General features: G+C 68.6%; 17 protein-coding genes. 14 read left to right on the top strand and 3 right to left on the bottom strand.

The window, feature by feature from the left end; translation table 11 throughout:
• Window positions 1-3: 3 nt before the first annotated feature.
• Window positions 4-1,041 carry a porin gene (locus tag HNP48_RS10455; RefSeq protein WP_184856851.1) on the bottom strand — a complete coding sequence of 346 codons (1,038 nt, stop codon included), beginning with the start codon at window positions 1,039-1,041 and terminating at the stop codon, window positions 4-6.
• A gap of 233 nt (window positions 1,042-1,274) precedes the next feature.
• Here HNP48_RS10455 and HNP48_RS10450 point away from each other — a divergent pair, with 233 nt between their 5' ends.
• The gene (locus HNP48_RS10450; RefSeq protein WP_184856850.1) at window positions 1,275-1,898 is read left to right on the top strand and encodes a Crp/Fnr family transcriptional regulator; all 624 of its coding nucleotides are present in this window, start codon (window positions 1,275-1,277) and stop codon (window positions 1,896-1,898) included.
• Window positions 1,899-2,202: 304 nt separating this feature from the next.
• Window positions 2,203-4,308 (top strand): diguanylate cyclase domain-containing protein, encoded by a 2,106-nt coding sequence (locus tag HNP48_RS10445; protein WP_184856849.1) that lies wholly within the window; start codon window positions 2,203-2,205, stop codon window positions 4,306-4,308.
• 5 nt (window positions 4,309-4,313) lie between these two features.
• On the opposite strand, the gene xdhB is transcribed toward HNP48_RS10445, so the two are convergent.
• Window positions 4,314-6,734 (bottom strand): xanthine dehydrogenase molybdopterin binding subunit, encoded by a 2,421-nt coding sequence (xdhB, locus tag HNP48_RS10440; RefSeq protein WP_184856848.1) that lies wholly within the window; start codon window positions 6,732-6,734, stop codon window positions 4,314-4,316.
• Window positions 6,731-8,227 carry a xanthine dehydrogenase small subunit gene (gene xdhA, locus HNP48_RS10435; RefSeq protein ID WP_409362550.1) on the bottom strand — a complete coding sequence of 499 codons (1,497 nt, stop codon included), beginning with the start codon at window positions 8,225-8,227 and terminating at the stop codon, window positions 6,731-6,733. The genes xdhB and xdhA overlap by 4 nt, the downstream gene beginning before the upstream one ends.
• A 189-nt stretch (window positions 8,228-8,416) precedes the next feature.
• Here xdhA and HNP48_RS10430 point away from each other — a divergent pair, with 189 nt between their 5' ends.
• The 12 genes from HNP48_RS10430 to HNP48_RS10375 all read left to right on the top strand — a co-directional run bounded on the left by HNP48_RS10430 (window position 8,417) and on the right by HNP48_RS10375 (window position 21,334).
• Window positions 8,417-9,115 carry a GntR family transcriptional regulator gene (locus HNP48_RS10430; protein ID WP_184856846.1) on the top strand — a complete coding sequence of 233 codons (699 nt, stop codon included), beginning with the start codon at window positions 8,417-8,419 and terminating at the stop codon, window positions 9,113-9,115.
• Window positions 9,116-9,197: 82 nt separating this feature from the next.
• Entirely contained in the window at window positions 9,198-9,833 is a 636-nt protein-coding gene (locus HNP48_RS10425) for a flavin reductase family protein (protein WP_184856845.1), read from the top strand.
• A 5-nt stretch (window positions 9,834-9,838) separates the two neighbouring features.
• A complete protein-coding gene (locus tag HNP48_RS10420; protein ID WP_184856844.1) occupies window positions 9,839-10,309 on the top strand; it encodes a nucleoside deaminase in 471 nt (156 codons plus the stop codon).
• A gap of 184 nt (window positions 10,310-10,493) precedes the next feature.
• Entirely contained in the window at window positions 10,494-11,426 is a 933-nt protein-coding gene (locus HNP48_RS10415) for a LysR family transcriptional regulator (protein WP_184856843.1), read from the top strand.
• Between the two features lie 80 nt (window positions 11,427-11,506).
• Window positions 11,507-13,099 (top strand): ABC transporter ATP-binding protein, encoded by a 1,593-nt coding sequence (locus HNP48_RS10410; protein ID WP_184856842.1) that lies wholly within the window; start codon window positions 11,507-11,509, stop codon window positions 13,097-13,099.
• Entirely contained in the window at window positions 13,092-14,165 is a 1,074-nt protein-coding gene (locus tag HNP48_RS10405) for an ABC transporter permease (RefSeq protein ID WP_184856841.1), read from the top strand. The genes HNP48_RS10410 and HNP48_RS10405 overlap by 8 nt, the downstream gene beginning before the upstream one ends.
• A 50-nt stretch (window positions 14,166-14,215) precedes the next feature.
• Window positions 14,216-15,136 (top strand): ABC transporter permease, encoded by a 921-nt coding sequence (locus HNP48_RS10400; RefSeq protein WP_184856840.1) that lies wholly within the window; start codon window positions 14,216-14,218, stop codon window positions 15,134-15,136.
• Window positions 15,137-15,316: 180 nt separating this feature from the next.
• Entirely contained in the window at window positions 15,317-16,489 is a 1,173-nt protein-coding gene (locus tag HNP48_RS10395; protein ID WP_184856839.1) for a BMP family ABC transporter substrate-binding protein, read from the top strand.
• Between the two features lie 143 nt (window positions 16,490-16,632).
• Window positions 16,633-17,610: an aromatic ring-hydroxylating dioxygenase subunit alpha gene (locus HNP48_RS10390; protein WP_184856838.1), complete on the top strand. Its 978-nt coding sequence runs from the start codon at window positions 16,633-16,635 to the stop codon at window positions 17,608-17,610.
• A complete protein-coding gene (locus HNP48_RS10385; RefSeq protein ID WP_184856837.1) occupies window positions 17,610-18,662 on the top strand; it encodes an adenosine deaminase in 1,053 nt (350 codons plus the stop codon). Before HNP48_RS10390 ends, HNP48_RS10385 begins: the two co-directional genes overlap by 1 nt.
• Window positions 18,663-18,835: 173 nt before the next feature.
• Window positions 18,836-20,413: a methyl-accepting chemotaxis protein gene (locus tag HNP48_RS10380; RefSeq protein WP_184856836.1), complete on the top strand. Its 1,578-nt coding sequence runs from the start codon at window positions 18,836-18,838 to the stop codon at window positions 20,411-20,413.
• 111 nt (window positions 20,414-20,524) lie between these two features.
• Complete coding sequence (locus tag HNP48_RS10375; protein ID WP_184856835.1) at window positions 20,525-21,334, top strand: helix-turn-helix transcriptional regulator; 810 nt, start codon at window positions 20,525-20,527, stop codon at window positions 21,332-21,334.

Raw genomic sequence — 21,334 nt, 5'->3', positions numbered from 1 at the left:
AGGTTAAAACCTGTGGCGAACGCCCAGGCCAAAGCTGTTGCCGGTGGTGCGCGCCGTGATGCGGTCGTTCATCAGCATGGCGTAGACATCGGTGCGCTTGGACAGGAAGTGGTCATACCCCAGCGTGAAGGTCTTGCGCGACACGTCGGTGGCCGACATCTCGGTCTGGGCCCAGGATGCCAGCACCTTGCCGGTGCCGAACACCGGCACGGACACGCCCAGTTGCGCGGTCTTGGCCTTGTTGGTTGTGTTGTCGGCCTTGGCCTGGCCGTAGCTCGCAAAGGCCTTGACCACGGTGAAGTCGTAGGCGCCGCCCAGCATCCAGTCGCTCTTGGTGGTGCCCAGGTAGGTGTTGGGCACGGCGGGGTTGCTGATCTGGTCGCGCTCGTAGAAGCCCGTGAGGGTCAGCGGGCCGTTGAAGTACAGCGCATTCAGGCCCAGGTTCTTCTTGCCGTTGTCGCCCGCGATCTCGCCGATCTGGTAGTGCGCATTCACCGTCAGGCCGCCCATGCTGGGCGTGCTGTAGATGATCTCGTTGGACCAGCCGGTGTCCGAGGGCGTGGTGGCCGTCCAGCCCGTGCCGTTGAACAGGGGCACGTTCATGTGCAGGATCAGCGGCGCGAAGGTGAACGAATCACCCATGGGGTTGGACAGGATGGAGGGCAGGAAGTTGGGTGCCAGGCCGCGGCCCACGGTCAGCGTGCCGAAGCCGCCCGACAGGCCCACATTGGCGTCGCGCGAGAAGAAGGTGTCGTTCACGAAGCGGCCCTGCACACCCGTGTCCACCTTGATGAACGAGGTCAGCGCGAAGTTGGCCTTGAGGCCGCCGCCGAGGTCTTCCGTGCCCTTGACGCCGAACCACGAGGTGGTCATGCCGCCGCTGTTGAGCACGGTGGCGCGGCCGGCGTCGCCGGCATTGCGCATGGAGCCGACGAACACGTCGGTCAGGCCCATCAGCTGGACCGAGCTCTGGGCCTGGGCGGCGGCGCCGGCGCACAGCAGGGCGCTGCCGAGCGAGAGGGCAAGCAGGTTTGTTTTCATTGTGTACTCCTGGGGTGAGAGAAAGGGCCGGAGGTCCGGCTTGGGGATCTGGCACCCGCCACATGCCGCACCTTGGTGCGTGGGCGGGACCAGCCGACAGGGTTCGCAAGTTCCATGCCCCCCGGCAACAGCTGCTTACACGAGCCGGACGGCCCTTTGCGCCGGGTCCCGGGCTGGGCCGGGTTTGATCTTGCTCAATGCACGCCGGGCCGCGCCGCGGCACAGTTCGGGCCATGCTGCCCTCCACGCTCTTCCCTTTGCCCGCCCAGGTCCAGATCGCTGCGGCCGGTGACGTGCTGCGCCACCGCCACCAGACCCTGGCCACCGTGGCGCACCTGGAGAAGGGGCGCGTGCTGCTGGGCGTGTGCGAGCAGGGGCAGATGCGCCACCAGCTGGGCGTGGTGGAGGCCCCGTTCTGGCTGGACGCCGCGTCGGCCCTGCTTGGCGAGCCCTGCGCGGTGGACATGGTGGCGCAGACCCAGGTGCACCTGCGCCACCTGCCAGTGGAGGTGTTCCGCAGCAGCTGCGCGGCACTGCCCTTTGCCGCGCAGGCCCTGCTGCGCAACATGGCCACGGGCTACCAGCAGCAATCGGGCCTGGCCGTGAGCCGCCTGGCGCAGGACGCCCAGGCACGCTGCGCCCAGTGGCTGCTGCAGAACGCCGAGCCCGACAGCGGCGGCGCCATGAGCGTCACCCTGCACCAGCGCAAGCGGCTCATCGCGGCCCAGCTGGGCATCGCCCCCGAGACCTTCTCGCGCGTGATGCGCCACCTGCGCGAGCACGGCCTGGTCGCCGGCACCGGCAATGTGCTCAGGCTGCCCCAGCCCATGGCCTTGCAGTCGGTCGCTGGCGGCTGAGCCGTACGGCCAGCCTCCTGCCTGGCCATTGATGCGGCGCCAAGAAACTGGCGCGCCCCCATGCCAGTGCTCCCGTGCAAGGGCCGCCCCGCCGCACCGGGAGCGTCCCCCCTTTGGGGGGATGGCGCGAAGCGACTCAGGGGGGACCTCCGTTAGGGTTTTCCTCGGCAGAACCTGAGGGTTCCACCCAAGCCCGGGCGCGCGGGGGCTGCGTATATTCGTTGGGAAACCCTGTTGTTTCCCACAGCTCCATGCCTGCCCCGTTCGCCGTTCACACCTGCAGCCCTCCACCACGGGACAGCGCATGACGCCACCCGCCAACCCCGTCGCCGCTGCCGAGCCGCCTGCCTGGAACATGCCAGGTTCGCTGGTGCTGCGGCTGATGGCGGTGGCTGCACTGGTGGTGGTGCTGGCGAGTGCGGCATCGGTGTGGCTGGTGTCGCGCGCAGCAGGGCAGGAGGCCATGCGCCGCGTGGTCGGCCAGCAGACCGATGAAGTCGAGGTCGTGGCACGCCTCCTGGCCAGCAAGATCGAGCAGAGCCAGAAGGTGCTGCGCACGGTAGCCCAAGGCATCACGCCGGGCATGCTGGATGCACCGGCCTCGCTGGACTGGATGCTGCGCCAGGGCCTGCCCGCGGCCGGCTTCTTCGATGCCTTGCAGGTGGTGCGCAAGGATGGCGAGCTCAAGCTCAACATCCGCGCGGGCCAACTGGCCAAGGCCTCCGACCTGGACCCGGCGGAGCGCGATGCACTGCGCCGTACCCTGATCGATGGCAAGCCGGTCGTCTCCGAGCTGATCGCCGGGCGCACCAGCGATGCCCGCATCATGTTCACGCTGCCCTTACACAGCGAAGAAGGCACCGTGCTGGGCGTGGTGGCCGGCGCGCTCAAGCTGCAGTCGCAGGGCCTGCTGCCCCAATCCATGGCGCTGCCCGCGCGCGAGGACTCGCGCCTGGTGGTCTTCACGCGCGATGGCACCATCCTCTCGCACACCGATCCGGCGCGCATCATGGGCCAGGTGCGTGACGAGCCCGGCCTGGCCCCCGTCTTTGCGGACTGGTTGCGCCGGGCGCAGCCCGTGGTCGGGCGCGGATCGACCGAGGTGCTGCCCGACCACATCGTGAGCGTGGCAGGCATGCCGCTGCCGCAGTGGTTCGTGGCGCGCGTGAGCAATTCACAGGCCCTGCTGGCGCCGTTGCAGGGTGCCCAGCGCGAGGCCTGGTGGCTGGCTGCGGCGGTGATCGCGCTGGGCGTTTTGCTGCTGGCCTCCGTGATGGTATGGATGGCCCAGCCCCTGGCCCAGCTGTGCCGCAGCGCACTGCAACTGCTGCGCCGCGATGCCCGGGCCGTGGTGGAGTGGCCCGTCAGCCGGGGCGAGGTGGACACCCTGGTGCGCGTGTTCGATGGCCTGGCGCAGCAAAAGCAGCAGCGGGACCACCTGCACACCCTGGTGGGCGGACAGTTCGAGGCCATTCTGGAGCATTCCTCGGTGGGCATCGTCATCACGCGCCACGGCGTCCTGGAGGTGGTGGGGCGGCAGGCCAGCCTCATGCTCGGCTATGCCGACGGCGAGCTGCAGGGCCGGCCCGCGCGCGCGCTCTACGGATCGGACGCGGACTACGCCCGCCTGGGCGAGCGCGTGCAGGCGGCCTTCGCCGCGCATGGCGCCTTCGACGGGGACGTGTGCTTTGTGCGCAAGGACGGCAGCCCCGTCTGGGCGCGCGTGCAGGGGCGCACGGTGCGGTCGCAGGCGCTGGGCGCCAGCACCGTCTGGATGCTGGAGGACATCACCGCCGCCCGGGCCGCCCAGTACCAGCAGGCCTGGGAGCTCACGCACGATGCGCTCACCCAGCTGCACAACCGCTCGGCCTTCGAGCACCGCCTGGCGCTGCTGCTGGCCGAGCGCTCCACGCGTGCGCGCGGTCCGGCCAGCGCAGGCGACTCGGACGGGGCGGACGCGGGCGAGGATGGCGTGGTGCTGTTCCTTGACCTCGACCATTTCACGCTGGTCAACGACGTGGCCGGCCACGATGCGGGCGACGACGTGCTGCGCCATGTGGCCCGGCTCATCGAGACCCAGGTGCGCCAGGTCGGCTGGTCTGCGCGCCTGGGGGGCGATGAGTTCGCCGTGGTGCTGCCCGGCTGCACGCTGGCCCGTGGCCAGGCCGTGGCCGAGCAACTGCGCGCCACGGTGCAGGCCTGGGAGCCGTCCTACCAGGGGCGCAGCTTCACCTTGGGCGTGAGCATCGGCCTGGTGGTGCTCGATGCCCACCTGCACGACGTGGCCTCGGTGCTGTATGCGGCCGACATGGCCTGCTACGACGCCAAGCGCGCCGGGCGCAACCGGGTGGAGACCCGGCATGCGCGCGACATGACTTCTTCAGGCCGCATGGCCCTTGGTCCGTACTGAATTCCTCAGTCGCTGATTTTTCCCAGCGCGCGCAGCACGTTCTCCGCCGTGGCGGGGGCTGTCAGGCGAACGGGGGCCAGGCTGTCTTCGCCCGCACCACGCCCTGCGGCCACGGCATTGCGCAGGGCCTCGTAGACGCTGATGGCCAGCATGAACGGCGGTTCGCCCACGGCCTTGCTGCCGCCCACGTTGTCCTCGCGGTTGGCCTCGGGCCAGAGGTCCACGCGGAAATGCGCGGGGATGTCGCCCGTGGCCGGGATCTTGTAGGTGCTGGGTGCGTGCGTGGCCAGGTAGCCCTTGTCGTTCCACACCAGTTGCTCGGTGGTGAGCCAGCCCATGCCCTGCACGAAGCCGCCCTCGATCTGGCCGATGTCGATGGCCGGGTTGATGCTGTGGCCCACGTCGTGCAGGATGTCCACGGCGACCACGCGGTTCTCGCCGGTCAGCGTGTCGATCACCACCTCGGTGCAGGCCGCACCGTACGAGAAGTAGTAGAACGGCCGGCCCGTGAGCGTGGCCTTGTCGTAGTGGATCTTGGGCGTGCGGTAGAAGCCGTCGCTCCACAGCTGGATGCGGTTGGCATACGCCTCCTTGACCACGTCGTCGAAGGCGCGCACCTGCTTGGGCGAGATCACCTGGCCACCCGCGAACCGGATCGCGCCCGCGCCGCAGCCATCCAGCCCGCAGACATACGCCGCCAGGTTGTCGCGCACATGGCGTGCCGCGAATTGGGCGGCGCGGCCGTTCAGGTCGGTGCCGCTCGATGCGGCGGTGGCGCTGGCATTGGGCACCTTGCTGGTATCGCTGGCCGTGACCAGCACGCGGTGCAGCGGCACGCCCAGTTCGTCGGCCACGATCTGCGCCACCTTGGTGTGCAGGCCCTGGCCCATTTCGGTGCCGCCATGGTTCACCTGCACGCTGCCGTCGGTGTACACATGCACCAGCGCGCCGGCCTGGTTGAACAGCGTGGCCGTGAAGCTGATGCCGAACTTCACCGGCGTGATCGCCAGGCCGCGCTTGAGCACGGGGCTGGTGGCGTTCCACGCCGCGATGGCGGCCTGGCGCTCGCGGTAGTTGGCATCGCGCTCCAGCTGGGGCATGAGTTCGTGCAGGATGTTGTCCTCCACGGTCATCTGGTAGTGGGTGACGTTGCGGCCCTCGCTTGCATCGCGGCCGTAGAGGTTGCGCAGGCGCACGTCCTGCGCGTCCAGGCCCAGGGCGCGCGCGATGTCGCCCAGGATGGCCTCGATCACCACCACCCCCTGCGGCCCGCCGAAGCCGCGGAAGGCGGTGTGGCTCTGGGTGTTGGTCTTGCAGCGGTAGGAGGCGATCTCCACGTCGCTCAGGTAGTAGGCGTTGTCGCTGTGGAACACGGCCCGGTCGGCCACGGGGCCCGACAGGTCGGCCGAGAAGCCGCAGTTGGCCGCCATGTGCAGGTTCAGCCCGGTGATGCGGCCGGTACCATCGAAGCCCACGTCGTAGCGGTAGGCGAACGGGTGGCGCTTGCCGGTGACCATGAAGTCCTCGTCGCGGTCCAGGCGCAGCTTGATGGGCCGGCCCAGCTTGTGCGCCGCCACGGCGGCCCACACGGCCAGGTGGCCGGCCTGGGTCTCCTTGCCGCCGAAGCCCCCACCCATGCGCCGGCACTCCACGCGCACCGCGTGGTTGTCGATGCCCAGGGCATGCGCCACCCAGTGCTGCACCTCGCCGGGGTGCTGGGTGCTGGAGTACACCCACCATTGCTTCTGCTCCAGCGGCATGGCGTAGGCGATCTGGCCTTCGAGGTAGAAATGCTCTTGCCCGCCGACTTCGAAGCTGCCTTCCAGCCGGTGCTGCGATGCCGCCAGGCCGGCGGCCGCATCGCCACGGCGCACGAACACCGGGGGCAGCACATAGCTCTGTGCCTCCAGTGCGGCCTGCACCGAGAGGATGGCGGGCAGGGGGGTGATATCGAGCTTCACGGCGCGCACCGCGCGGCGCGCCTGCATCACCGTGTCGGCCACCACCAGGCCGATGACCTGGCCGATGTGCTGCACCGTGTCCAGGGCGAACACCGGCTCGTCGTGCGCAAAGGCCGCCAGCATCTTGTCGCCTGGCACATCGGCCGCCAGCACCACGCCGCGCACGCCGGGCAGGGCCAGGGCCGCGCTTGCGTCCACGCCGTTCAGGCGCCCGTGCGCCACGGTGGAGAGAATGGGCGCCGCGTACAACGTGCCCTTGATCTCGGGCAGGTCGTCGATGTAGCTTGCTGCGCCGGCCACCTGGGCGCGTGCGCTTTCATGGATGTGGGAGCGCCCCATGGCACGCAGCTCGGCGGGCGGTGCCGAGGGCGCTGCCTGCGCCTCAGCGGCCTGGGCATTGGCCTCCGCCACCACCGGGTCGTCCACGGCGTCGCGGCTCAGGGAAAGGGGGTCACGCTGGTTCATACCGCAGCCTCCAGTCGAAAATTCTCCACGCTCACTGCCTCCTGGCCCTGGCTTTCGAGCCAGAAGCGCTGCAGCAGGCTGGCCAGCACGGTGCGGCGGTAGGCTCCGCTGGCGCGCATGTCGGAAATGGGGCTGAACTCGGCCTGCAGGGCGTCGGCCGCCTTGCGCACCGTCTCGGCCGACCAGGGCTGGCCGGTGAGGGCGGCTTCTGTGTGCCGGGCGCGCGCCGGTGTGGCGGCCACGCCGCCCGCACCAATGCTGGCGCGGCGCACCACGCCGCCTTCGATGTCGAGGTTCACCACCAGGCACACGGCCGATATGTCATCGTCGAAACGTTTCGATATCTTGTAGGCCCGCAGGGCCTCGGTGACCGAGGGGCGCGGCACGATGATGCGCACCAGCAGCTCGTCCGGTGCCATCACGTTCTGGCGGTAGCCCGTGTACAGGTCTTCGAGTGGCAGCGTGCGCTCGCCGCGCACGCTGGCCAGCACGATCTGCGCGCGCAGTGCGATCAGCAGCGGCATGGAATCGCCGATCGGCGAGCCGTTGGCCACATTGCCGCCCAGCGTGCCCGAGTTGCGCACGGGCAGCCCGGCAAAGCGGGCCGAGAAACTGTGCAGCTGCGGCCACTGGCGCACGAGCGCGGCAAAGGCATCGGTCAGCGACACGGCGGCGCCGATGCTGATCTGGTGCGCGTCTTCATCGAGCTGCAGCAGCTCGGCCGCGCGCGTCACGTCCAGCACCTGCGCGTACTGCTTGTGCATCTTGGTGACCCACAGCCCCACATCGGTGCAACCGGCCACCACCTGGGCGCCAGGGTGTGCGGCGCGCGCAGCGAGCAGGGCGGGCAGGGTGGTGGGGGCCAGGTAGGCCGTGCCGGCAACCGCGGGGGGCTGCAGCTGGGCCAACTGGCTGAGCAATTGCGCCTCGTCCACCGCCATGGCGGGCAGGGCCGCCATCTGCTGGGCCGCGTCCAGGATGGGGCGGTAGCCTGTGCAGCGGCACAGGTTGCCCGAGAGTTCCTCCTGCGCCAGTTCGCGCGTGATGGGCTGGCCCTGGCATACATGGTTCTGGTACATGCCGAACAGGCTCATCACGAAGCCCGGTGTGCAAAAACCGCACTGCGAGCCGTGGCACTGCACCATGGCCTCCTGCGCGGGGTGCAGGGTGATGGTTTTTTCAGCGGCCGGGGCCGGGCTGGCGGGGCGGATCAGCGGGTCTTCGGCCAGGTCTTCCACGGTCCACAGCGCCATGCCATCGACCGAATGGGCCAGCCGGATGCAGCTGTTCACGGCGCTGTAGTGCAGTTTGCCGCCGCGCTCTTCGCCCAGCACCACGGTGCAGGCGCCGCAGTCGCCCTCGCCGCAACCCTCCTTGGTGCCCGTGCAGCCCAGGTCCTCGCGCAGCACTTCGAGCAGCGTGCGGTCGGGCGGTATGTCGTGCAGCGCCACGGGCTGGCCGCGGCGGATGAAGCGGAGAGGTTGGTCGGTCATCGTCATGCGTGGGGTGCTCAAAACGGGCAAATATTCGAAACCAGAGCGTATGCGCGCCTGCGAGGGAACGCATATGCCGGAGCGTATAACGGGGATGCCTGCCGCGCTATGGGGCGGCTCGGCTCGGCCTCTGCTGGATACACTGCCGCTGCACCATTGTTCACCGTTTTGTCCCGCCTGCAACCGTCCATGCCTGCCGCCACGATCCCCCGCAAAACCGCCACTGCAAAGGCCGTGCCTGCCGCCACCCTGGACCAGCCGGTCTACGAGGCCGTGCTCGACGCCGTCATGCACGGCCAGCTGCGTCCCGGCGAGCGCCTGGGCGAGCCCGCGCTGTGCGAGCGCTTCGGTGTGAGCCGCACGGTGGTGCGCCAGGCCCTGCACCGGCTGGCCGAGTTGCGCATCCTCGACATCGTGCCCAACAAGGGGGCCACCGTGGCCCGCCCTGGCCCGAAGGAGACGCGCGAGATCTTCGCCGCCCGCCGCGTGGTCGAGGCCGGCATCGTGCGCATGGTGGCCGCGCGCATCACGCATGGCGAGGTGCAGCGCCTCACCCAGCGCCTGCGTGCCGAGCACGAGGCCTTGCACCAGCAGGACCATGCGCGCTGGGTGGCACTGGCCGGGGGCTTTCACCTCGCGTTGGCGGAGCTGTCGGGCAATGCCGAACTGCAGCGCATCCTGAGCGACCTGATGACGCGCTGCTCGCTGATCGTCGCGCTGTACGAGGCGCCTGGCGAGGCCAGCTGCGAGCATGCGGAACACGAACAACTGGTCGAGTGGCTGGCCCTGCGCGATGGCGAAGCGGCTGCGGGCGCCATGGAGCGCCACCTGCTGGCGCTGGAGGCGCGGTTGCGCCTGCCGGCCGAAGAGGTTCCAGTGGCTTCTTGAAATCGTATACGTTCTATTGGATTCTCATAATTGAATGGACAATCTGATAAAATTTCGTATACGATTTTTTGACTGACGGGCCATGGACATCGATTTCGCGCAGCTGGACGCCTACCAGCGCTACAAGCTCATGGCCAGCCTGATCGTGCCGCGTCCCATTGCGCTGATCACCACGCTGGGCGAGGACGGCACGGTGAATGCCGCACCCTTCAGCATGTTCAACATGCTGGGCGAAGACCCGCCCGTGGTCATGGTCAGCATCAACCGCCTGAAGGACGGCCTGCTCAAGGACACGGCGGCCAACATCCTGCGCACGGGCGAGTTCGTGGTGCACATCACCGACGAGGCCATGGCCGCGCAGATGCACGCCTGCGGCGACAGCCTGCCGCCCGATGAGAGCGAGCTCGCGCACGCCGGCCTCACGCCCGTGCCCTCGCGCAGCGTGGCACCGCCGCGCATTGCCGAGGCGCCCGTGGCCTTCGAATGCGTGCTGCACGAAACGCTGGAGACCGCCAGCCGTTACGTTTTCATCGGCCGCGTGCAGTGGCTCGCCGTGCGCGACGGCCTGGTGGACACCGAGCGCTGGCGCGTGCGCCTGCAGGACTTCCACCCCGTGGGGCGCTTTGGCGCGAGCTTCTACGTGAAGACGGGCGAGCGCTTTGCCATCGGCGCGGACACACCCGCCCAGGCGCGCAGCACGGCCATCGACGAGATCTGAACGCCATGGTCAGCCCCGCCTTCAGCGCACAGGACCAGGCCGCAATGCGGCAGGCCATCGCGGCCTCGCGCGAGGCGCTGGCCGCGGGCGACAACCCGTTTGGTGCTACGCTGACCGCGCCCTCCGGTGGGCTGCTGTTCACCGCACGCAACCAGCAGAACACCACGCGTGATTGCACGGCCCACGCCGAGCTGGTGCTGGTGCGCGAGGCCTCGGCCGCGCTCGGTCCCGAAGCCCTGCGTGGTGCCACCGTGTTCGCCAGCGGCGAGCCCTGCGCCATGTGCGCCGGTGCCATGTTCTGGGCCGGCATTGCGCGTGTGGTCTATGCGGCCAGCCAGGACGATATCGCGCAGGCCCTGGGCGGCCCGCAACTGGCCACGCCGTGCGCCGAGTTGCTGGCGCAGGCGCGCCCCCCGGTGGCCGTGCAGGGCGGCCTGCTGCGCGACGAAGCTGCGGCCGCATTGCGCGGCGCCTGAGCCGGGGTCGCGCGCGGCCGCACAGGGATTTCCAGGGGCACGGCGCAGCAGGTGCGCGGTGTACAGTGCGCCGACACTTTTTTCCCCACCCCACAACGCCCCACGGCCCCCACCAGGCAGCGCAGCGCATCCCTTGCGCACCGCGGCATACGTGATGGCGTATGACAAGAATGCAGGCCCCTGTATGCGAGACCACGCCCTTTTCGACAAGATAGACCTCCATCTCATAAGGGTCTTGCACACCGTGTTGACTGAACGCAGCGTATCGAGGGCAGCCGTCCGTCTGGGAATGCACCAGCCGGCGGTGTCGGCCGCGCTCAAGCGGTTGCGCGACCTGGCGGGCGATCCGCTGCTGGTGCGCTCGGGTGCCAGCATGATGCCCACCGACGCGGCGCTGCGCATGGTGGAGCCCGCGGGCGCCATCCTGCGTTCGGCCGAGGCCCTGTTCTCCGATGCGCGCGGCTTCGATCCGCGCACCGCCACCCGCACCTTCCGCGTGGCCGCCAGCGACTACCTGGACCCGCTGTTCCTGCCCCAGCTCGTGGCGCGCATCAAGGTCGAGGCACCGCTGTGCCCCATCGAGATCCTGCCGCTGTCGGGCGACACGCACTACCACGCCCACCTGGCGCAGGGCGATGTGGACGTGGTCATCGGCAACTGGCCCCAGCCCCCGGACGACCTGCACATGGGCCGCCTGTTCGGCGACGAGGTGGTGTGCCTGGTCAGCCGCGACCACCCGGCCGTGCGCCGTGGCTGGGACGCCGACAGCTGGCTGGCCGCCGAGCACATCGCGCCCACGCCCACCCACCCCGGCGCGCGTGGCGTGATCGACGTGCACCTCGATGGTCTGGGCCTGGCACGCAACATCACGGCGCGCTGTGCGCATTTCAGCGCCATCCCGCCCATCGTGGCATCGAGCTTGCTTGTCATGACCACGGGGCGCCAGTTCTGCGAGCGCTACCTCGGCCACCTGCCGCTGGCCATCCTGCCAAGCCCCATCGAATTTCCGCGCCTCATGTACTACCAGCTGTGGCATGCCCGCACCCACCATTCCGCCGCAGCCGTGTGGCTGCGCGAATGCGTGAAGGGCGTGGCTGCATCGCTACGAAAAGAATAGCTTGACGGGTATGTAGATCAAGCGATGGCAGGCAGTTTCAACACCATAACGACCCACCAAACTGAGAGACAATCCACCGCATGCGTTCACCACCTCTTCCCCATGCCCCGGGCCTGGCGCCCCGGCTGCAGCTCACGGGCATCACCAAGCGCTATCCTGCCGTGGTGGCCAACAGCGGTGTCTCGCTCACGGTGCAGCCGGGTGAGATCCATGCCGTGCTGGGCGAAAACGGCGCCGGCAAGTCCACGCTGATGAAGATCATCTACGGCTCGGTCAAGCCCGACGAGGGCAGCGTGCACTTCAACGGCCAGGCCGTGCAGGTGCGCAACCCGCAGGAGGCGCGGGCCCTGGGCATTGCCATGGTGTTCCAGCACTTCAGCCTGTTCGACACCCTCACCGTGGCCGAGAACGTCTGGCTGGGCCTGGACAAGAGCCAGGACCTGGCCGAGGTCACGCAGCGCATCACCGCCAAGGCCGCCGAGTACGGCCTGGACATCGACCCGCTGCGCCCCGTGCACACGCTGAGCGTGGGCGAGATGCAGCGTGTGGAAATCATCCGCGCGCTGCTCACCAACCCCAAGGTGCTGATCCTCGATGAGCCCACCTCGGTGCTCACGCCCCAGGCGGTGGAGAAGCTCTTCGTGGTGCTGCGCCAGCTCGCCTCCGAAGGCTGCAGCATCCTCTACATCAGCCACAAGCTGCACGAGATCCGTGCGCTGTGCACCGCCTGCACCGTGCTGCGCGGCGGCAAGGTCACGGGCGTGTGCAACCCGGCCGAGGAAACCAATGCCTCGCTCTCGCGCCTGATGATCGGTGCCGAGCCGCCGGCCCTGGAACACCGCGAGGTGCAGACCGGTGCCACCGTCCTGCGCGTGCAGGGCCTGTCGCTGCCGCGCGCCGACCAGTTCGGCGTGGACCTGGTGGACCTGTCCTTCGAGGTCAAGGCCGGCGAGGTGGTCGGCATTGCCGGTGTCTCGGGCAATGGGCAAAAGGAGCTGCTCTACGCCCTGTCGGGCGAGGACCAGCGCGCCGAGGCTGCGAGCATCCAGGTGGCGGGGCAGAACGCGGGCCGCATGGGCCCGAACCGCCGCCGTGCCCTGGGCCTGCACTTCGTGCCCGAAGAGCGCCTGGGCCGCGGCGCCGTGCCCACCATGGGCCTGGCGCACAACCTGCTGCTCACGCGCACCAATTCGGTGTCTGGCGGCGGCTGGATCAAGGTCGGTGCGCTCGAGGCGCATGCGCGCGCCATCATCGAGCGCTTCAATGTCAAAGCGGGCGGTCCGCACTCGGCGGCCAAGTCGCTGTCGGGCGGCAACCTGCAGAAATTCATCGTGGGCCGCGAGATCGATGCCAAGCCCAGCCTGCTCATCGTCTCGCAACCCACCTGGGGTGTGGACGTGGGCGCGGCCGCGCAGATCCGGGGCTCCATCCTGGCACTGCGCGATGCGGGCTGTGCCGTGCTCGTGGTCAGTGAGGAGCTGGACGAATTGTTTGAGATCTGTGACCGGCTGCACGTGGTGGCCAAGGGCCACCTGTCGCCTTCGGTGCCGCGCGCCGAGGCCACCGTGGAACGCATCGGCGAATGGATGAGCGGCCTGTGGCATGCCGATGTGCAGGCCCATCTGGCCCAGGCGCACCGGGCTTCGGCCGTCGGAGGGCTGCAGCATGCTTAAGCTCGAACCGCGCCCCCAGGCCTCGCGGCTGTGGACCTTCGGCTCGCCCCTGCTGGCGCTGGCCTTCACCGTGCTCATCGGCATCATCCTGTTCGCGGCGCTGGGCAAGGACCCTGTGCGGGCGCTGCAGATCTTCTTCTGGGAACCGATCAAGACGCCGTACGCCATCGGCGAGCTCATGGTCAAGGCCACGCCGCTGCTGCTGATCGCGCTCGGCCTGGCCGTGTGCTTTCGCTCCAACGTCTGGAACATCGGTGCCGAGGGGCAGTTCGTCATTGGCGCCGTGGTTGCCGGCGGCGTGGCCCTCCTGGCCGACAAGACCACCGGCCCCTGGATCGTGCCGGCCATTCTCGTGGCCGGCGTGCTCGGCGGCATGGCCTGGGCCGGGCTCACCGCGCTCTTGCGCGACAAGTTCAACGCCAACGAGATCCTGGTCAGCCTGATGCTGGTCTACGTGGCCACACTGGTGCTGGGCTACCTGGTCTACGGCCCCTGGAAGGACCCCATGGGCTACAACTTCCCGCAGACCAAGACCTTCGAGCGCGTGACCCAGATCCCGCGCCTGATGCAGGGCTCGCGCGTGTCCATCGGCCTGCTGCTGGCCCTGGCCGGCGCGGCCGCGCTGTGGGTCTTCCTGTTCCGCACGCGGGCCGGCTTTGCCCAGCAGGTGGGCGGCCTGGCACCGGCGGCGGCGCGCTATGCCGGCTTCTCCTCGCGCCGCGCGCTGTGGGTGGCCTTGCTCATCTCCGGTGGCGCCGCCGGTCTGGCCGGGGCACTCGAAGTGGCGGGCCCCATCGGCCAGCTCACGCCCTACGTGCCGGCAGGCTATGGCTTCGCGGCCATCATCGTCGCCTTCGTCGGCCGGCTGCACCCGGTGGGCATGATCCTCTCGGCCATCCTCATGAGCATGTTCTACATCGGCGGCGAGCTCGCGCAGTCGCGCCTGGGCCTGCCCAAGTCGCTCACCGGCGTGTTCCAGGGCCTGCTGCTGTTCACGCTGCTGGCCTGCGACACGCTGATCGCCTACCGCGTGCGCTGGGTGGGTGCGAAGGGGGTGGCGGCATGAGCCACGTTCCGACGACCATCAATTTCCCGGCCCGGAAGGAGGCTTGAGACATGGAATCCTATGCACTGCTCCTGGGCTCCACGCTGAGCGCGGGCACCGTCCTGGCCATCGCGGCCCTGGGCCTCTTGATCAACGAGAAGTCCGGCATCGTCAACCTCGGCGCCGAAGGCATGATGCTGTGCGCCGCCATCGCGGGCTTCGCCACCGTGGTGCACACCGGCAACACCTGGCTGGGCTTTGCCGCCGGCATGGCCGCCGGCGCGCTGCTGGCCGCCATCTTCGGCGTGCTGGTGATCTGGCTCAACACCAACCAGTACGCCACGGGCCTGGCGCTGAGCCTGTTCGGCGTGGGTTTCTCGGCCTTTGCCGGCATCAGCTACGTGCAGGCCAAGCTGCCCGAGACCACCAAGTACGCCGTCCCAGGCCTCTCTGAGATCCCCCTGCTCGGGCCCGCGTTGTTCCAGCAACACCCGGTGGTCTACCTGACCATGGTGCTCGTGGCTGCGCTGATCTGGTTCCTGTACCGCTCGCGCGTGGGTCTGGTGCTGCGCTCGGTGGGCGAGTCGCCCGAGTCCGCCCATGCCCTGGGCTACCCGGTGCGGCGCATCCGCCTGGCGGCCGTGGTCGTCGGTGGCGCGCTGTGCGGCCTGTCGGGTGCCTACATCTCCACGGTCTACACGCCGCTGTGGGTCGAGGGCATGGTCGCCGGCCGCGGCTGGATCGCGCTGGCGCTCACCACCTTCGCCACCTGGCGCCCGGCGCGGGTGCTGCTCGGGGCCTACCTGTTCGGCGGCGTGACCATGCTGCAGTTCCACCTGCAGGCCACGGGCGTGCAGGTCGCCAGCCAGCTCTTGAGCATGCTGCCCTATGTGGCCACCATCGTGGTGCTGGCCCTGATCTCGCGCAACCCGACCTGGATCCGCATCAACATGCCCGCCTCCCTGGGCAAGCCGTTCTATCCGGGCTCCTGAGGCGGGCAGGGCGCGCGCCCCGGGCCGCCAGCCCGGCTTGGATCTTGCATCCAGCCGGGCTTCCTGGCGAAACGGTGGCGTCTCCCCCAAAAACCTTTGGTTACCGCCGGGTAGATCGCCCCATAATCAGCGCTTTCGTCCCCAACCTTGCAAACCTCCTTCTTCTTATAAGGAACCGACATGACTGATCTGCAGAAACGCTCCATGCTCAAGATGGCCGCGCTGTCCGCCGTTGCGGCCGCCGCGCTGGCGGGCTGTGGCAAGAAGGAAGAGCCGGCACCGGCACCTGCTGCCGCGCCAGCCCCTGCGCCCGTGGCATCGGCCCCCGCGCCCAAGCCCGAGCCGCTGAAGATCGCATTTGCCTATGTCGGCCCCGTGGGCGACGGCGGCTGGTCGTTTGCCCACGACAACGGCCGCAAGGCCATCGAGAAGGAATTCGGCGACAAGGTCGTGACCAGCTTCGTCGAGAGCGTGCCCGAGTCGGCCGACGCCGAGCGCGTGCTGCGCGACCTGGCCGGCCAGGGCAACAAGCTGATCTTCGGCACCACCTTCGGCTACATGGAGTCCATCCAGAAGATCGCCCCCGACTTCAAGGACGTGAAGTTCGAGCACGCCACGGGCTACAAGTCCGGCGACAACGTGCGCACCTACGACAGCCGCACCTACGAAGGTGCCTACATGGCGGGCGTGATCGCCGGTGCCATGACCAAGAGCAACACCCTGGGTGTGGTGGGCTCGGTGCCGATCCCTGAAGTGATCCGCAACATCAACAGCTTCACGCTGGGCGCACAGTCGGTCAATCCCAAGATCAAGACCAAGGTGGTCTGGGTCAACGAATGGTTCAGCCCACCCAAGGAAACCGAAGCCGCCACCTCGCTGATCAACGGCGGCGCTGACGTGCTGTTCCAGAACACCGATTCGCCCGCCGTGCTCAAGACCGCCCAGGAAAAGGGCAAGCGCGCCTTCGGCTGGGACAGCGACATGACCGCCTACGGCCCGAAGGCCCACCTGGCATCGGCCATCATCAACTGGGGTCCGTACTACATCAAGGCCACCAAGGACGCACTGGACGGTTCGTGGTCCGCGGGCCAGAGCTGGTGGGGTGTGAAGGAAGGCGCGATCGACATCGTCTCCATCGCCGAAGACGTGCCTGCCGACACCAAGGCCAAGGTCGAAGCCGTCAAGAAGGGCCTGGCCGACGGCAGCTTCCAGATCTGGAAGGGCCCGATCGTGGGCCAGGACGGCAAGGAAGTGGTGGCCAAGGACACCGTGGCCGACGACAAGTTCCTGAGCGGCGTGAACTTCTACGTCAAGGGCGTGGAAGGCAAGATCCCTGGCGGCGACAAGAAGTAAGCAAGTCAGCAGCCCCATTGACCGGGCCCCAGCGGACCGGTCCCGCAAAGGGAACGTGCGCGGCACGTTCCCTTTTTCGTTGGGGCCGTACAGAATGTCTGGAAGGGCTGCGTGCCGGGCCCCGGTCCCCAAGAACCATTCCCATGATCGAAACCACCCTCTGGCACCCGGTGGCCCTGTCGCACGCCGTGGAACAGGCGCCCCTGGCCGTGCAACTGCTGCAGCACGCCCTGGTGCTCTGGCGCGATGGCGAAGGCCGGGTGCAGGCCTTCACGGACCGCTGCCCGCACCGCGGTGCGCGCCTGTCCCTGGGCCGCGTGCACGGTGGCCGCATCGAGTGCCCCTACCACGGCTGGCAGTTCGAGCCCGGCGGGCGCTGCGTGCATGTGCCGGCGCTGCCGCAGTTCACCCCGCCCGCCACGCACTGCGCCACGCGCCATGGCGTGGTGGAGGCCTACGGCCTGGTGTGGGTGCAGATCGATGCGGGCAACGCCGCGCTGCCGGCCTTCGAGGCCGAGGGCGACGAGCGCCTGCGCAAGGTCCACTGCGGCCCCTACGACGTGGCCACCAGCGCCCCGCGCATCATCGAGAACTTCCTGGACATGGCGCACTTCGGCTTCGTGCACGACGGCTGGCTGGGCACGCGTGCGGCCACGGCCATCGACGACTACCGCGTCGAGCCCACCCCCACGGGCCTGCGCGCCACGGGGTGCAAGGCCTGGCAGCCCCAGTCCAACCTGCATTCCACGGCGCCGGCCCAGGTCGAGTACACCTACGAGGTCACCGGCCCCTACACGGCGGTACTGACCAAGGTGCCCGAGGCCGGCACCACGGCCCTTGCCGGCTGGCGCGAGTCCATCGCGCTGTTCGTCTGTCCCGTCACGCCCGAGAGCAGCCGCGTCTGGTTCCGCCTGGCCGTGGCCGACTTCGAGTCGCCCGACGAGAAGCTGCAGGCCTTCCAGCACACCATCTTCACGCAGGACCAGCCGGTGCTGGAGTCCCAGGTGCCCCGGCGCCTGCCGCTGGACCTGCGCGCCGAGTTGCATACCGCTGCCGACAAGGCATCATCTGCCTACCGCCGCTTTCTGCGCACGGGCGGCATCACCTTTGGAGTTTGCTGATGTTCAAAGTCCCCCCCATCCCCACCGAGCGCATCCCCGAGCTGCTGCGTGCCATGCCCAAGGCCGAGCTGCACATCCACATCGAGGGCTCGCTCGAACCCGAGCTGATCTTCGCGCTGGCCCAGCGCAACGGCCTCAGCCTGCCGTACCCGAGCGTGGAGGCGCTGCGCAGCGCCTATGCCTTCACCAACCTGCAGAGTTTTCTCGACATCTACTACGCGGGTGCCAGCGTGCTGCTGCACGAGCAGGACTTCTACGACATGGCGCGCGCCTACCTGGTGCGCGCCGCGGCCGACAACGTGCTGCACACCGAGCTGTTCTTCGACCCGCAGACCCATACCGAGCGCGGTGTGGCCATGGAGACGGTGATCAACGGCCTGCACCGTGCCTGCGTGGATGCGAAGACCGACCTGGGCATCAGCGCCACGCTGATCCTGTGCTTTCTGCGCCACCTGAGCGAGGAGTCGGCCTTCGAGACCTTGGAGCAGGCCCAGCCCTACCTGGACAAGATCGTCGGCGTGGGCCTGGACAGCAGCGAGGTCGGCAACCCGCCCGAAAAGTTCGCGCGCGTGTTCGCGCGCTGCCGCGAACTGGGCCTGCACCTCGTGGCCCATGCGGGCGAGGAGGGGCCGCCCGCCTACATCTGGAGTGCGCTCGACGTGCTCAAGGTCGAGCGCATCGACCACGGCGTGCAGGCCGTGCACGACGCTGCGCTGATGCAGCGCCTGGCCCAGGACCGCATCGCGCTCACCGTCTGCCCGCTGTCCAACCAGAAGCTGTGCGTGTTCCCCAACCTGACCGACCACAACCTGGCCCGGCTGCTCGATGCGGGCCTGGCCGCCACGGTCAACTCCGACGACCCGGCCTATTTCGGCGGCTACATCAACGACAACTTCACCCAGGTGTTCGCCGCCACCGGCATGACGGTGCGCCATGCCTACCAACTGGCCTTCAACAGCTTCGAAGCCAGTTTTGCGGGCAATGCCGACAAGCGGGTGTGGGAGCACAAGCTCAAGGAGCGCTTCGAGCGCTTCATGGAGCACGACTACTGAGCCGGAGGCTCAGGCACCAGGGCAGTGCAAGAATTCAGGGTAAACCCTATAATTCAAGTTTATGTAAGCATTTGTTGGCTCCTGCTGTGAGGCGCTGGCATTGCTGAATGCGGCCCCCCGGGGCCGTATTTTTTTGCACATTCCATACGCCCTTTCCTGGCCGGAGCCCCTCCATGTTTCTCAATCAGCTGTCCATCGGCAAGCGCCTGACCCTGGTGCTCGGTGTGATCCTTGCCCTGTTCCTGCTCAGTTCCATCGTCGCTGTGGTCCGCCTGGGCCAGCTCGGCACCGAGATCGACACCATGGTCAACGACAACATCCAGGTCGAGCGGGCCGGTGCCGACTGGCTGCGCCACACCACTTCGGGTGTGCAGCGCGCCGCGGCCATTGCCAAGAGCAGCGATGCCTCGCTGATCGCCTACTTCGCGCCTGCCACGGCCGCGTCGATCAGCCAGACCAACGAGCTGCAGAAGTTCATCGAGTCGAAGATGGACACGCCCGCCGAAAAAGCGCTGTTCACCAAGGTGGGCGAATTGCGCAAGGCCTACCTGGCTGCCCGCGAAGAGGTGAGCAAGTTCAAGCAGGCCGGCGATGCCGAGAATGCCGGCAAGGTGTTCGCGGAGCGTTTCGAGCCCACCTCGCGCGACTACCTGGCCGGCGTGCAGCAGCTGGTCGACGCCCAGCGCTCCGATCTGGACGCCGCAGGCAAGCGTGCCGAGGAGCTGCGCTCCCAGACCACGCTGTTGCTCTATGTGTGCACGGCCGTCTCCCTGGTGCTCGGGGCCCTGCTGGCCTGGCTGCTCGCCACCAGCATCACGCGCCCGCTGCGCAAGGCCGAAGCGATTGCCGAGTCCATCGCCAACATGGACCTGACCGGTACCCCCCAGGCGAGCTACGCCAATGACGAGACCGGCCATCTGCTGCGCTCGCTGGACGTCATGCGCGGCGCGCTGCACGGCTCGCTGCAGCAGGTGCGCGGCGTGGTGGACAGCATCTCCACGGCCAGCGCGCAGATCGCCGTCGGCAACCAGGACCTGAGCGCGCGCACCGAGCAGACCGCCAGCAACCTGGAAGAGACCGCCGCCTCCATGGAAGAGCTCACCAGCACCGTGCGCCAGAGTGCCGATTCGGCCGTGCAGGCCAACCAGATGGCGGCATCGGCCGCCCAGGTGGCGCAGCGCGGCGGCGAGGTGGTGGCCCAGGTGGTCAGCACCATGGACGAGATCAACGCCAGCAGCAAGAAGATCCGCGACATCATCGGCACCATCGACGGCATCGCCTTCCAGACCAACATCCTGGCGTTGAATGCCGCCGTGGAAGCGGCCCGTGCCGGCGAGCAGGGCCGGGGCTTTGCCGTGGTGGCCAGCGAAGTGCGCAGCCTGGCGCAGCGCAGCGCCGAGGCGGCCAAGGAAATCAAGACCCTGATCGGCCAGTCGGTCGAGAAGGTCGAATCGGGCGCCGCGCTGGTGCAGAACGCGGGCAGCACCATGGACGAGATCGTGAACTCCGTGCGCCGCGTGACCGACATCATCGGCGAGATCAGCGCCGCCGCGTCGGAGCAGAGCCAGGGCATCGGCCAGGTCAACGTGGCCGTGAACCAGCTCGACCAGATGACGCAGCAGAACGCGGCCCTGGTGGAGGAGTCCACCGCCGCCGCAGAGAGCCTCAAGGACCAGGCCGCGCGCCTGGCCGACGTGGTGGGCGCCTTCCGCCTCACGGCGGCGCCCTCCGGCGCATTGCGCCTGCGCTGAGACACGGCGCTCCCCGGCGCTGGAGGCGGGAGGGCAAGGCGCGCTGGCCCCGATCGGGCTTCTGCCCCACAATGGTGCAGGAGACAAAAAACCACCGATCGGGCACCACGCATGCCGACACCCAACCACCTGCACCTCTGGGACGACCGCTTCTTCTACATCACGCCGGCCATCCAGTCCGGCCTCACGGCACGCTCTTCGGCCACCTTGCTGGCCTCGGTCAGCGGGCACCCGTTCACGCTCGTCACGCTGGACGGCAGCGTGCTGCGCTGCACCGCCGCGCTCGTGGCGCCCCATGTGCCGCGCCAGCTCGACGCCGATGGCTGCGGCCTGCTGTCGCTGAACATCGATCCGGCCTCGGCGGCGTTCCGCGCGCTGTCGATCGCCCTGGGCGAGCGCTCCATCCTGCCGATCGACGCGGCCTGCTTCGGCCCACTGCGCGAGCAGTTCGAGGGCGCCCTGCACGGCCAACTGGGCGCGGGCCGGTTGCGAGCGCTCAGCGAAGGCATGGTGCGGTGCGTGTGCGGCACGTCCGAGCAGCGGGCGCCGCTCGACCCGCGCGTGGACCGCGTGCTGCAGCGCCTGCATGTGGCCTCGGGGCAGGGCAGCACCATCCCCCTCAGGGATCTGGCGGCCCTGGCCTGCCTGTCGCCAGACCGCATGACTCATCTGTTCCGCGAGCAGACCGGCATGTCCATCAAACGCTATCTGCTGTGGGCCAAGATCCGGCGCACGGTGCAGCTCATGGCCACGGGCGGCTCGCTCACACAGATCGCCCTGTCCGGCGGCTTCACCGACGCTGCGCACATGAGCCGCACCTTCCAGCGCTATTTCGGCCTGCCACCGTCCTTTCTGGCCAACGCCGGCAGTGTGGCCGTGGTGGTGGACGAGCACGCCCTGCGCACCTGGCAGGCCCAGTAA

It is taken from the genome of Acidovorax soli, assembly GCF_014207955.1.
In the GTDB taxonomy this organism is placed as follows: Bacteria; Pseudomonadota; Gammaproteobacteria; order Burkholderiales; family Burkholderiaceae_C; genus Acidovorax; species Acidovorax soli_A.
This window is presented reverse-complemented; position numbering and strand designations above follow the sequence as displayed.

Coding starts and splice junctions, on each gene's coding strand:
- xdhA (WP_409362550.1), bottom strand. CDS start 8,227: ATGACCGACCAACCTCTCCGCTTCATCCGCCGCGGCCAGCCCGTGGCG.
- HNP48_RS10415 (WP_184856843.1), top strand. CDS start 10,494: ATGCGAGACCACGCCCTTTTCGACAAGATAGACCTCCATCTCATAAGG.
- HNP48_RS10420 (WP_184856844.1), top strand. CDS start 9,839: ATGGTCAGCCCCGCCTTCAGCGCACAGGACCAGGCCGCAATGCGGCAG.
- HNP48_RS10425 (WP_184856845.1), top strand. CDS start 9,198: ATGGACATCGATTTCGCGCAGCTGGACGCCTACCAGCGCTACAAGCTC.
- HNP48_RS10380 (WP_184856836.1), top strand. CDS start 18,836: ATGTTTCTCAATCAGCTGTCCATCGGCAAGCGCCTGACCCTGGTGCTC.
- HNP48_RS10400 (WP_184856840.1), top strand. CDS start 14,216: ATGGAATCCTATGCACTGCTCCTGGGCTCCACGCTGAGCGCGGGCACC.
- HNP48_RS10430 (WP_184856846.1), top strand. CDS start 8,417: ATGCCTGCCGCCACGATCCCCCGCAAAACCGCCACTGCAAAGGCCGTG.
- HNP48_RS10445 (WP_184856849.1), top strand. CDS start 2,203: ATGACGCCACCCGCCAACCCCGTCGCCGCTGCCGAGCCGCCTGCCTGG.
- HNP48_RS10405 (WP_184856841.1), top strand. CDS start 13,092: ATGCTTAAGCTCGAACCGCGCCCCCAGGCCTCGCGGCTGTGGACCTTC.
- HNP48_RS10390 (WP_184856838.1), top strand. CDS start 16,633: ATGATCGAAACCACCCTCTGGCACCCGGTGGCCCTGTCGCACGCCGTG.
- HNP48_RS10385 (WP_184856837.1), top strand. CDS start 17,610: ATGTTCAAAGTCCCCCCCATCCCCACCGAGCGCATCCCCGAGCTGCTG.
- HNP48_RS10375 (WP_184856835.1), top strand. CDS start 20,525: ATGCCGACACCCAACCACCTGCACCTCTGGGACGACCGCTTCTTCTAC.
- HNP48_RS10395 (WP_184856839.1), top strand. CDS start 15,317: ATGACTGATCTGCAGAAACGCTCCATGCTCAAGATGGCCGCGCTGTCC.
- xdhB (WP_184856848.1), bottom strand. CDS start 6,734: ATGAACCAGCGTGACCCCCTTTCCCTGAGCCGCGACGCCGTGGACGAC.
- HNP48_RS10450 (WP_184856850.1), top strand. CDS start 1,275: ATGCTGCCCTCCACGCTCTTCCCTTTGCCCGCCCAGGTCCAGATCGCT.
- HNP48_RS10455 (WP_184856851.1), bottom strand. CDS start 1,041: ATGAAAACAAACCTGCTTGCCCTCTCGCTCGGCAGCGCCCTGCTGTGC.
- HNP48_RS10410 (WP_184856842.1), top strand. CDS start 11,507: ATGCGTTCACCACCTCTTCCCCATGCCCCGGGCCTGGCGCCCCGGCTG.